This window comes from Chryseobacterium sp. (assembly GCF_045629545.1).
Lineage (GTDB): Bacteria > Bacteroidota > Bacteroidia > Flavobacteriales > Weeksellaceae > Chryseobacterium.
Map to the genome: position 1 here is coordinate 38,466 of NZ_JAZQRK010000037.1, position 12,779 is coordinate 51,244.

General features: G+C 32.8%; 11 protein-coding genes. 8 read left to right on the forward strand and 3 right to left on the reverse strand.

Annotated elements, in window-relative coordinates:
• Positions 1–67: 67 nt before the first annotated feature.
• The 6 genes from ACKI42_RS08535 (at position 68) to ACKI42_RS08560 (ending at position 7,743) form a co-directional block, all read left to right on the forward strand.
• A complete protein-coding gene (locus ACKI42_RS08535) occupies positions 68–652 on the forward strand; it encodes a HupE/UreJ family protein (RefSeq protein ID WP_407404505.1) in 585 nt (194 codons plus the stop codon).
• A 60-nt stretch (positions 653–712) separates the two neighbouring features.
• Positions 713–3,091: a M1 family metallopeptidase gene (locus ACKI42_RS08540; RefSeq protein WP_407404428.1), complete on the forward strand. Its 2,379-nt coding sequence runs from the start codon at positions 713–715 to the stop codon at positions 3,089–3,091.
• A gap of 630 nt (positions 3,092–3,721) precedes the next feature.
• Positions 3,722–4,603, forward strand: coding sequence for a hypothetical protein (locus tag ACKI42_RS08545; RefSeq protein WP_407404430.1), 882 nt, complete (start codon positions 3,722–3,724; stop codon positions 4,601–4,603).
• A 155-nt stretch (positions 4,604–4,758) separates the two neighbouring features.
• Positions 4,759–5,037 (forward strand): co-chaperone GroES, encoded by a 279-nt coding sequence (groES, locus tag ACKI42_RS08550; protein WP_407404432.1) that lies wholly within the window; start codon positions 4,759–4,761, stop codon positions 5,035–5,037.
• A gap of 94 nt (positions 5,038–5,131) precedes the next feature.
• A complete protein-coding gene (gene groL / locus ACKI42_RS08555; protein WP_407404434.1) occupies positions 5,132–6,754 on the forward strand; it encodes a chaperonin GroEL in 1,623 nt (540 codons plus the stop codon).
• 599 nt (positions 6,755–7,353) lie between these two features.
• Entirely contained in the window at positions 7,354–7,743 is a 390-nt protein-coding gene (locus ACKI42_RS08560; protein WP_407404436.1) for a GEVED domain-containing protein, read from the forward strand.
• 285 nt (positions 7,744–8,028) lie between these two features.
• Here the strand turns inward: ACKI42_RS08560 and ACKI42_RS08565 are convergent, their stop codons facing one another.
• The gene (locus tag ACKI42_RS08565) at positions 8,029–8,244 is read right to left on the reverse strand and encodes a hypothetical protein (RefSeq protein ID WP_407404438.1); all 216 of its coding nucleotides are present in this window, start codon (positions 8,242–8,244) and stop codon (positions 8,029–8,031) included.
• 370 nt (positions 8,245–8,614) lie between these two features.
• Between ACKI42_RS08565 and ACKI42_RS08570 the strand changes: the two genes are divergently transcribed.
• Positions 8,615–8,959 carry a hypothetical protein gene (locus tag ACKI42_RS08570; protein ID WP_407404440.1) on the forward strand — a complete coding sequence of 115 codons (345 nt, stop codon included), beginning with the start codon at positions 8,615–8,617 and terminating at the stop codon, positions 8,957–8,959.
• A gap of 1 nt (position 8,960) precedes the next feature.
• On the opposite strand, the gene ACKI42_RS08575 is transcribed toward ACKI42_RS08570, so the two are convergent.
• Positions 8,961–10,691 (reverse strand): ABC transporter ATP-binding protein, encoded by a 1,731-nt coding sequence (locus ACKI42_RS08575; RefSeq protein WP_407404442.1) that lies wholly within the window; start codon positions 10,689–10,691, stop codon positions 8,961–8,963.
• Positions 10,692–10,800: 109 nt separating this feature from the next.
• Positions 10,801–11,532 carry a tRNA pseudouridine(38-40) synthase TruA gene (gene truA / locus ACKI42_RS08580; RefSeq protein WP_407404444.1) on the reverse strand — a complete coding sequence of 244 codons (732 nt, stop codon included), beginning with the start codon at positions 11,530–11,532 and terminating at the stop codon, positions 10,801–10,803.
• A 128-nt stretch (positions 11,533–11,660) separates the two neighbouring features.
• On the opposite strand from truA, the gene lpxK reads away from it, so the two are divergent.
• Positions 11,661–12,689, forward strand: coding sequence for a tetraacyldisaccharide 4'-kinase (gene lpxK / locus ACKI42_RS08585; RefSeq protein WP_407404446.1), 1,029 nt, complete (start codon positions 11,661–11,663; stop codon positions 12,687–12,689).
• Positions 12,690–12,779 lie beyond the last annotated feature (90 nt).

Genomic DNA, 12,779 nt, shown 5'->3' on the forward strand with positions numbered 1-12,779 from the left:
TTTTTGATATTAAAAATGATTTCCGAAATTAATGATTATTTTCGTAAAATATTAGAATTATTATATGATGCAAGATTTCATTTTTTACCTCAATCTTGGTTGGGAACACATTATTTCTTTAGATGCACTAGATCATCAGCTTTTTGTATTAGCCCTTATTGCGGCATTTACATTTAAAGATTGGAAAAAAATACTAGTCTTAATAACCGCCTTTACCATTGGGCATTCTATCACTTTAGCTTTGAGTATATTAGACCTCATACGTATCTCTTCAGATTGGGTAGAATTTTTGATCCCGCTTACCATCGTTTTTACTTGCATAGGCAATATGTATTTTAGAAATAAAAAAACAGATAAAACCAATTTCAACTATTATCTCGCTTTGCTCTTCGGGCTAATACATGGTCTCGGTTTCGCCAATACCGCTAGAGTAATGATAGCAAAGAGCCAAAGTATTACAATTCCTCTACTAGGTTTTAATATTGGATTGGAATTGGGGCAAATACTTATTGTCATACTACTTCTCCTTCTCCTTACCGCTTTACTTTCAATTTTTAAAATCAATAAAAAAGATTGGATTTTATTTATTTCAGCAGGTGTTTTCGCTCTGTCTTTAAAAATGAGTTTAGAGAGACTTCCATTTTTAAGCTAAATCATTTCCAAATATATACTTGCTTATTATTATATTTGATAATTATTAAATAATTTTACCATGAAGCTAAAAGTTACTGCACTTTCGGTATTTATATATATGGGTGCTGCTGCCCAAAACATTCAAAATAATCCTGGTAGTAACCACGGCAATAAATTTGAGCAGTTAGGAACTATTTTACCTACTCCTAATGTCTACAGAACTGCTTCTGGTGCTCCCGGTCATGCGTATTGGCAAAACAGAGCAGATTACGACATTACCACTTATCTAGATGAAGAAAAAAGAAATTTAAAAGGGTCGGAAACCGTTACCTATTACAATAATTCTCCAGATGATTTGGATTATATTTGGTTGCAACTGGACGAAAACCAACAATCATCAGTAAAAAAAGCTGACTTCCAGTTTTCCTCTAGCCTTCCACAAGCTAGCAATGATCAACAGCTTAAGGTATCCGAATTTCCTGCAAAAGACAATGGATTTGGCGTTAACCTAGAAAAAGTAACAGATTTTTCTGGAAATCCTTTAAAATACACGGTAAATAAGACGATGATGCGTATAGATTTGCCCAAAATTCTTAAAAAAGGAGAAAAATTTGTTTTTAAAATAGATTGGAATTATAATATACCCAACAGAATAAAAATGGGAGGCCGTGGCGGATACGAAAACTTCCCAGAAGACGGAAATGATCTTTATACCATCACACAATGGTTCCCAAGAATGTGCGTTTATAGCGATTTTCATGGATGGCAAAATCACCAATTTACAGGAAGAGGAGAATTTGCGTTGGTTTTCGGAAACTATAAAGTTAGCATGAATGTACCTGCAGATCATATTGTTGCTGGAACTGGAGAATGTAAGAATTACGAACAAGTTTTAACATCTGACCAATTTTCGAGATACAAAAAATCCGAAAATGCCTCTGAACCCATAGAGATTATAACCTTAGACGAAGCTAAAAAAGCAGAAAAAACAAGGTCTAAACAAAGAAAAACATGGATTTTCGAAGCTAAAGATGTAAGAGATTTTGCTTGGACCTCATCAAGAAAATTCGTTTGGGATGCCATGAAGGTAACAATTCCGGAAAACAATAATAATGTAATGGCAATGAGTTTGTACCCTAAAGAAGCGTATGGATTATACAGACCTTACTCTACAAAAGCTGTTGCCCATACGATAAAAACCTATTCCGAATATACCGTACCTTATCCCTACCCCGTTGCACAATCTATTGAAGCAGCAAACGGAATGGAATATCCGATGATTTGTTTTAATTACGGAAGAACTGAAAAAGATGGAACTTACTCTGAAGGAATAAAAAACGGAATGATTGGCGTAATTATTCATGAAGTAGGGCACAATTTTTTCCCAATGATCATCAATTCGGACGAAAGACAATGGAGCTGGATGGATGAAGGTTTAAATACGTTTACAGAATATCTTACCGAAGAAAAATGGGACAACAAATTCCCTTCTAGACGTGGCCCCGCTCATACGATTGTAGATTATATGAAGCTTCCAAAAGACCAGCTAGAACCCATCATGAGCAATTCTGAAAACATTATTCAGTTTGGTCCCAATGCGTATGCTAAACCCGCAACTGGACTTAATATCCTTCGTGAAACCATTATGGGGAGAGAGTTGTTCGATAAAGCTTTCAAAACATATTCTAAAAGATGGGCTTTTAAACATCCGGAACCTGCAGATTTCTTTAGAACGATGGAAGATGCAAGCGGTGAAGATCTAGATTGGTTTTGGAGAGGTTGGTTTTATGGAACAGACCCTGTAGATATCGCAATTGATAAAGTAACCATCGCAACACCAGATTTTGATGCTACACCAAAAGAAGCTAAAGACATAAAATATAAAGTAGACAAACCTCTACAAAATGATTTTACCGACATCTCTAAGATTAGAAATATAGAAGATAAAACTATTTCTTTTGAAGTAGATAAAGATAAAAGTCTTCAGGATTTTTATTATAAATACAACAGAGGTCTAGAAAAAGTAGATCAAAATAAAGAATACACTTTTAAATCCGAATCTTCTGCTCATTTAAACAACAAAGAAAGAGAAATCCTGAAGAACATTACAGCTTACCAAATCGATTTCTTGAACAAAGGTGGTTTGGTTATGCCTTTAATTGTTGAATTTACCTTTGAGGATGGTACTAAAATTACCGATAAGACCTCAGCTCAAATTTGGAGACATAATGAACTAAAAGCTTCTAAAACGTATTATTTTGACAAAAAAATAAAATCTATTCAGCTAGATCCCATGAGGGAAACAGCCGATATAGATACCTCTAATAATACATGGAGTAATGATGGAAGTTCCACAACAACATCCAAATTCTCTGTCTTTAAAGCCAAACAAGAGGGAGCCACAAGAGGCGCTTCCAACGGCAAGCTAAACCCGATGCAAGCTGCTGGAAAGAAATAAAATTTAGATATAATAAGGATATAAGTGAATAGATTAATTTCTGTTCACTTTTTTTGTAACTTAGTTTAAATTAAAACTTTAAAATGAAATAAGATATATCATTCTTTTTAATACTCACCTCACTCCTATTCTACAGTCAAGATTTTTATACTCAGGCGACAAACCTTATGTAAAAGCAGATTTATACTAAGATGATAGTTCTATGTAATGTGGTTCTTTTGCAAAATTTCAAAACACCAAAACTTGCTGAAATACTAGCAAGATTTCTTCATGGCAATGAAAAGAATCTGAATTGTTTGGTTAATTAACTTAAAAAAAATATCAAAGATAAAAAGCAGGAAAACCTAATGGCGATGAAAATTGATTACGATTATGTAATAAAAGCTTTTTTGAATTTGATGAATAGGTTTAACGAGAAATGCATTTATTAGAAACAAAATCACAACCAAAACTTTACAAAACTTTACATAATATTAAAATTTTCATAGATAAACTCATTGCAAGCTGCTGGAAACAAAATGTATCTAGGAAATCTTATTATTTTTAAAATAAAATAATTTTTCTACTTTATAAAAACATCTAAACAACCTTAAAAACTAATTCAAACCATTAAAAACTTTAATTACAGACATGAATTTTACACAAAAGACTTTAACTACGCTACTTAGTTTACTATTTTCGGTGAATGCATTTTCGCAAAAAAAAGAAATCTACTACGGTCAGAAAGCCACTTTAAAAGCTGAAGTGATTTTGGAATCAGGAGAAACAAAGAATGGATTTATAGAAAACTTTGCAATTCCTAGAATAGGAAGCAACCTTCAATCCGTTACAAGTATAGAAAAAAGATTAAATTTCACATCAAAAGAAATTAATTTTAAAACTACAGCAACCTCAGTAAAGGAAGCTTTAAAAATAGAAGATATTAAAAGAATTATTATTTTAGATGCAGACGACTCTGAAAGATTAATCTATGATAAAATGAAACTGAAAACCATTAATACTCAATTGGAAGTGGTAGATTTGGATAAAACCGTTTTACTCCCATTACAACAAGAAGGGAAATTGAGTTTATATGGTTTTTCTGTAACGATGATGTCAACCAACAACTTGCAAGGATTTGGTACCGCAAAACATTATGACCTCACTTTATTTATCCCTTATATAAAAAATAAAAATAGCGATTATGCGTATATACCATTCGATATTAATAGAATGAATTTTTTAAATATCGGAACTTTAGAAGGTAAATTTAAAATAGCAGTAGAAGAAGCAACAAAAGATTGTCCTGAGTTTAGCCAATTCATGAAAGAAAATTATGAAAAGATGGATAAGATTGACAAGAAAGAACTGAAAAAGCAATATTTTGAAAAAGAAGATAAAAAGAAAGAGATCAGAAAAACAGTGAAAAATAAAGACATGCAGAATTTTCTACAAGCAAAAGTAGATTCTGAATACGGTATGAAACCCTATATACAAATAGTAGATCAATATAATAGCACTTGTACAAAATAATTGTAGAGTAATAGCCATTAAAACCTTCAAAAATTTGAAGGTTTTTTTCTGCCAAAATTTCACATCGTAAAAAAAAATCTGCCAAAAAATTCTTTTCCCGTAATTGGCACACATTTAGAGATTTTAATTGGAGAAATAACTAAAATAAATATATTATGTCAGTAAACTTTAAACCATTAGCAGACAGAGTTCTTATCGAACCAATTGCTGCAGAAACGAAGACAGCTTCAGGACTTATTATCCCAGACACCGCGAAAGAAAAGCCTCAAGAAGGTACTGTAGTAGCAGTAGGTCCTGGTAAAAAAGATGAGCCTACCACTGTACAAGTAGGTGACAAAGTACTTTACGGTAAATATTCTGGTTCTGAATTAAAATTAGAAGGTAAAGATTTCTTAATCGTGAAAGAAGGAGATCTTTTAGGAATTATTGGGTAAAATACTGTAACAAGTTATAGGTGTCCTCAACGCGATATTTGTGGATGCAAAATTTCGTTAATACATAAATATAAGTACATTAATACAACAAAAAATGGCTAAAGAAATAAAATTCGATATAGAATCTAGAGACGCTCTAAAAAGAGGAGTTGATGCATTAGCAAATGCAGTAAAAGTAACATTAGGACCAAAAGGAAGAAACGTAGTAATCGAAAAATCTTTCGGAGCTCCTCACGTTACTAAAGACGGTGTATCTGTAGCTAAAGAAATTGAGCTAGAAGACAAAGTAGAAAACATGGGTGCTCAGATGGTGAAAGAAGTTGCTTCTAAAACCAATGACATTGCAGGTGATGGTACTACTACCGCAACTGTACTTGCTCAGGCTATCGTAAGAGAAGGTCTTAAGAACGTTGCTGCTGGTGCAAACCCAATGGATCTTAAAAGAGGTATCGACAAAGCGGTAACAGCTGTTGTGGCAAACCTTAAATCTCAATCTAAAGAAGTGGGTGATTCTAAAGAAATGGTGAAACAAGTAGCTTCTGTTTCTGCTAACAATGATGAAACTATTGGATCTTTAATCGCTGAAGCATTTGGTAAGGTAGGTAAAGAAGGTGTAATCACAGTGGAAGAAGCTAAAGGTATTGATACTACTGTAGATGTAGTAGAAGGTATGCAGTTCGACAGAGGATACCAATCTCCTTACTTCGTTACCAACCCAGAAAAAATGTTGGCAGAACTAGAAAATCCTTATATTCTTTTGGTAGAGAAAAAAATCTCTTCAATGAAAGAATTATTAGCAGTTCTAGAACCAATTGCTCAAGGTGGTAAATCTTTATTAATTATCTCTGAAGAGGTAGAAGGTGAAGCATTAGCTACTCTTGTAGTTAACAAACTAAGAGGTTCTCTGAAAATTGCTGCTGTAAAAGCTCCAGGATTCGGAGACAGAAGAAAAGCAATGTTAGAAGACATCGCTATCCTTACAGGTGGACAAGTAATTTCTGAAGAGCAAGGTTTCACCATGGAAAACATTACGTTAGATATGTTGGGAACTGCTGAGAAAGTTACTATCGATAAAGACAACACAACTATTGTAAACGGTGGTGGTGACGAAAGCAAAATAAAAGGAAGAGTAAGCCAAATCAAAGCTCAGATGGAAACTTCTACTTCTGACTATGATAAAGAAAAACTTCAAGAAAGACTAGCTAAATTGGCTGGTGGTGTTGCCGTACTATACGTAGGTGCAGCTTCTGAAGTGGAAATGAAAGAGAAAAAAGACAGAGTAGATGACGCTTTACACGCTACAAGAGCAGCTGTAGAAGAAGGTATTGTAGCTGGTGGTGGTGTTGCTTTGGTAAGAGCAATCTCTGCACTAAACTTTGAAGGCGAAAATGCTGACGAAACGACAGGGATCAAAATTGTAAAAAGAGCTATTGAAGAGCCATTGAGACAAATTGTTGCTAATGCAGGTGGTGAAGGTTCTGTAATCGTTGCTAAAGTATCAGAAGGTACTGGAGACTTTGGTTATAACGCAAAAACTGATGAGTATGTAAACATGCTAGAGGCAGGAATCATTGATCCTACTAAAGTAACAAGAGTTGCCCTTGAAAATGCAGCTTCAGTTTCTGGAATGCTATTAACAACTGAATGTGTAATCACTGAAGTGAAAAGCGCAGAACCAGCTATGCCAATGGGTGGTGGAATGCCAGGTATGATGTAACAATCAATAACCGAGATAATATAAAGTTAAAACCGTTCAGATTTTTCTGAGCGGTTTTTTTTATTCCCTTGTTGGTTTAGGAGCTTTTCGTGCTTTCACTACTCGCTTTTTTGTGCCATCACCACAATTCCCAGATCTAACAAAAAGAGCTCAGACATGCCGTTCATTCACGGCTAAAAACACCAACCTATTTTTTAAGAAGACAAAGCATATGTATTATTTTTCAAAATATAACCTTTAGATTTTTCACATAAACCCTTACTTCATTTTTAAAATCAAATAGATACATACTTAATTAAAAAAAATTTTACTAGCATAATCAGTATAGTATGGATAATGAATTATTATTAAATTATTCATATAGTGGTAAGAATTATTAAATATTTAATATTTTTGAATAATTAATCAATTTTTTTTATAAACATTAACCATTCGAATGAATTTAATACAAAAAAAAAACAATGCATTTAATCAAAATTATTTTATAATATTGCAAAAAATCATATCAAATAAAATCGCACTAGTCTACTTACCTTATCTGGTACGCTATTCTACAATGCACAAATTTCTGAAATAATAATTGTGGTACGGACGAGTAGATGAAAAATAATTATGAACGACATTCATATGAAATAATAAGAGAAAATACCTTCAATCTAAAGAGGTCTAAAATCTTTGCTGAGGTTACAGAAAATATCATTACACAGTCTGGGATTACTTTTACCACTCCTGCTACGGCAATGGTAACACCTCCAGCGAATGCAATAGTAATTACTCTCCTTAGAATGAGAGTAGTTGGAGAGTTTAATAATTCGGTTCTTACGGCATGTTCTAACCCAAAATATGGTCAAGTTGAAGATTATAGTGTTACAATTCTCTCCTCAAATCTTGCAACGCACGATATAAAAGGACCAGCAGATTACATTACCAAACAAGACCAAAATGTAGTCATCAATAGTAACCAAAATATTAGTTCCGTAGAGATATAAGATACTAGCGGAAATATGTTGGTAAGTAAGTCTTCTATTAAAGCTAATAAATATGCTGTTTCCATCGTTGAAAAAAATCTTATTATTATCACTAACATGACATAAGCAGATGGTAAAAAATTGCAACAGAAACTTAAATTTTAATTTTTAAACTTATAGTAGAACAAAACCCATTCAAGAAATTCTGAATGGGTTATCTGTTTATTCAAACCTATTTTGCATTTACTTCCCTTACCAAATGAAATTAATTGAAAACAAAAAAACCGTTCAGGTGAACGGTTTTTATTATTTGTAAGCAGTTTTAAATTTTTCAATGACATTATCTACAGTATGTCGCTGAAGAAATATAGTTTTTATCTCCGTGTACCTTGGTGATTTGTAGTAGACCTCATGAAAATCCATGCTGCCATTCCCTACTTTTACTACCTTTTGTACATCAATATTTAATTTTTTCAGTTCTTCTTTTAAAACTTGAAATTCATCTTGGATTGTGTTCATCATATTATTTGTGTATAATTTGTAATTAGTATTAACGTTATAATACACCCCCTATTTTTTATAACAATTGGTGAATTATTTATTAAATATACGTCAAATTTTCCGAATAACAAAGACTTTTTACAATATATTTTCAAATTTTATGTCAATTTGAAAATATTACTTAAAATTAAAATTTAAATACAATGTGAATTTAATATGAACGAAATGTTAACAAACCCCTATCAGAACGACTTTGTGCCTTTGCGATGCGTCTGTTGAACTGAACATAATTCGCCTTAATTTGAATAAAATTTTTAGAATTTTCTTTTTAAAAAAATTTAAAAGATGCTGGTATTTAACCTTTTTAACTATATTTTATCTAAAATTAACGATGAAAAAACAAAATATTATTACGATTATCATTCTTTTTTCTGCGGTAACCTTTACCTCAGCTCAGAAAAACAAAGAAAACTCACGAGTAAATACGCCAACTACCGTAGAAAAAACAAAGGAACAAGAGTTGATAGGCTATTTCATCGATTTTGGAATTGTCCTTAAAAGCAACACAGAATTCATCAAAAAGTATAAAATTGGGATTAAAAGCCAAGGCTGTGTTATTACTGAATCATCATCAAAAGCCGCAAAATCCAACAATCAGCAATTAGCAGATCTATTGGATAAAAAATACGGTGATATATGGAAAAAAGATTTAGGCTTTGTACCTTACGGTTTGTAATCTAGTCTTTCTTTACTTGAGCTTTATACAGTTTTGCGTAGTATCCATCATTAGATAAAAGATCCAGATGAGTTCCTTCCTCTACAATTTTACCTTGATCCATTACAATAATCTTGTCTGCCTTTTCGATGGTAGAAAGTCGGTGTGCAATAATGATTGAAGTTCTGTTTTTAGTAATTTTTTCGGTAGCTCTTTGTATTAATTTTTCACTTTCGAGGTCAATAGAAGAAGTTGCTTCATCTAGAATAAGTATTTTTGGATCTGATAGATAGGCTCTAAGGAATGACAACAATTGTCTCTGCCCAAGTGATATTGAGGATCCTCTTTCACTCACCACATAGTCATACCCGCCAGGTAAACTTTCTATAAAATCATTCACTTCAATCTCCTTCGCGCCTGCTTTTATTTTTTCTAAAGTTATTGTTTCGTCTCCAAAAGATAAGTTCTCGAATATGCTTCCATGAAATAGAAATACATCTTGTAGTACAACCCCAATATGACTTCTAAGATTGTAAAGTTCATACTCTCTTAGTTCTACCCCATCTATCAGGATTTCTCCAGATTTCAAGTCATACAATCTTGTAATAAGGCTTATAATGGTAGATTTTCCGGCACCCGTTGCACCTACAATAGCCACAGTTTCACCAGGATTTACTTTAAAATCTATACCCTTCAATACTTCTTGATTGTTATCGTAGGAGAAATACACATTTTTGAATTCGATTTTACCATCGAAATGATCTTTCTTCACGACGCCCGTATTTGGCATCTCAAAGTCTTCATCCATGATACCCAAAACCCTTTCTGCACCTACAATACCTCTTTGGATATTATTGAAACGATCGGCAATTTGTCTTAAAGGTCTTATCAACATCGAAATATATTGGATAAATGCAATCACAACACCAGCGCTTATGGTAATATAACCACCATAAAATAAGATAAATCCGATAAATAATGAGGAGATCAATTCGACAACAGGGAAAAATAAAGAAAAGATGAATACTGTTTTTAGTAAAGCTTCTTTTAAAGTAATATTAATTTTATCGAACTTTTCGTATTCTGATTTTTGTCTATTAAAAACCTGAATAATAGGCATCCCTGCTAATCTCTCTTGCACAAATGAATTCTGGGTAGACGTCCAATTTCTTTCATCTGTAAAAGCCTTTTTCAATCTTTTTTGGAAAAATCTTGTTATAATGACCATCAATGGTAAAATAGCCAGCGTTATATAACTCAAATGCACATCTGTATTGAACATCATGATTAAGACAAAGACAATTCTCAGAATATCACCAAAAACCATCAAAAATCCGTCGGTATACACAGTAGCAATAGTTTCTACATCTCCCACGGCTCGTGTCACCAATTGTCCTATAGGCGTTTTATCAAAAAAGGCAGTACGGAAGTAGATGAGCTTATTATATAATCTTTCTCTAATATCTCTAATTACATTTTGAGATATATAGTTGGAGAAATAAACCAAGAAAAAATTAAGAATTGTTTCTGCAAAAACCAATGCCACAAGCCAATAGATATGCTTCATCATAGAAGCTTTATCGTGAAGTTTGGTAATATCATTGTCTACAATTTCCATAGTGAGATACGGCCGGTAAGTAGAAACTACAGATAATAATATGGATATAATAAGTGTTACGATAAACCAAGAACGGAATTTCATTCCGATAAAGAATAATCTCTTTATGATTGCCCAGGTATCTTGTTTTTTCATAGTACGTATTGCAGAAGAATATTAATGTTTCTATATTGTAGCAGAATTCCTGCTTGTATTTAATAAAAAAAGTTGGTCGTTTTTCTATAATTTTGAAATGAAATTAAACTTAAAAATCATAGCCCACATCTACCAAATAAAGCGCGTGTGCTGGCGCAGAAGTTCCTGCTGAACCTCTACTTTTATTTTCTATTACATTTCTTACATCCTCAGGTTTTATTTTACCTGAACCTACATCTACCATTGTTCCCACAATAGCTCTTACCATATTTCTAAGAAATCGATTTGCGGAAATAGTAAACTTCAGTTCGCTGCCATATTGCTCCCACTCTGCTTTGTAAATTTGGCAAATATTGGTTTTGTTATCAGTATGCAATTTGGCAAAACTTGTAAAATCTTCATATTCGAATAATATTTTACAAGCTTCATTCATGGCATTGATATCCAAATTCTTCCTCCAATGTTGCCAAGCAGAATCTTGTGAAAAAGGATTTTTATCCAGAGAAATATAATATTCGTAAGTTCTGTAAGTTGCATTGAAACGGGCGTGAAAATCTTCCTTCACCTCAAATATTCTTTTAATAGATATATCAGCAGGCAAAAAGCTATTCAGTTTTCTGCAAAACTGGTCGTCCAATACATGCTCAGTCTCGAAATGAGCAAACATCTTTTTGGCATGAACACCCGTATCTGTACGTCCAGCACCCGTAGTTTTTACTTTTTCTCTTAGAATCGTAGAAAGCGCACTTTCTAATTCTTCTTGAACTGATATGTCTTTGGGCTGGATCTGATACCCAAAATAATTCTTGCCGTTGTACGAAAATTCTATAAAATACCTCAATGTAATATAATAACAGTGCAAAAATACTTTAATTTGATGATAATAAAGAAATCAGCTCACAAAATAAACACAAACTCTTTTGTTTTGACTATTAAAATAATTACTAAAATTCTTATTTTTGCATCCGTATGAAAAGATGGTATCTCTATCCTTTTTCCCTCATTTATAATATGGTTACAAGTATCCGTAATCTCATGTATGATTTGGGAATATTTAAATCTTCGAAATTTCCTACACCGATCATCAACGTCGGAAACCTGTCTGTGGGCGGAAGTGGAAAATCGCCAATGGTCATGTACTTGGCAAAATACCTCTCAAAATATTACCGTACAGGCGTACTTTCTAGAGGATACGGAAGACTTACCAAGGGTTATGAAATTACCAACTACGATAGCAACTATAAAACTGTGGGTGATGAAGCGATGCAACTATTTGAGCGTTTCAAGAACAAATTTGTGGTCGCTGTATCGGAAAAAAGAGTTCCTGGAGCTAGGAAAGTCATCGACGAGATGGAATTGGGAGTGCTTATTCTTGATGATGCCTACCAACATAGAGCCATCAAAGCTGGTTTTAATATTTTAATGACAGATTTTAATGACCCTTATTTCAAAGATCATTTATTACCCGCTGGAGACCTTAGAGAATCTCGTAAGGGAGCAAAGAGAGCAGATCTTATAATGGTGAGCAAATGTCCTGATGAACTTACGGAGGAAACCAAGCGTTACTATATTTCTAGGATAAATCCTACTGCAAAACAAAAAGTATTTTTTTCCTCAATAGGATATGACGAAAATGTATATTCTAAAGATAAAATATTGCCAGATAACAACCTGAATTATTACGATATATTATTAATTACAGGAATAGCGAACCCAAAACCACTTCTTACCCATCTTGGAAAATTTTCTCAGAGGGTGAAACATTTGAAATTCAGAGATCATCATAATTTTAGTGATAACGACATTAAAAATATTTTGGAAGAGTATAAAAAATTGGGCGAGTATAAACTCATTCTCACAACGGAAAAGGATTATGTTCGCTTGAAAACCTTTGATCAACTTAGGGATATTGTCTACTATTGGCCTATAAATGTAGTGATAGATCAATCTGTAGAATTTGATCAGATTATTATGAATTACGTTAATAAGAAAAGATAAGTACAAGCCGCAAATTTTGATTTGTGGTTTATTTAATTTTTATAATCTCATTGATGTTTTCGATAACACAAATCTGATGAATACTATTGT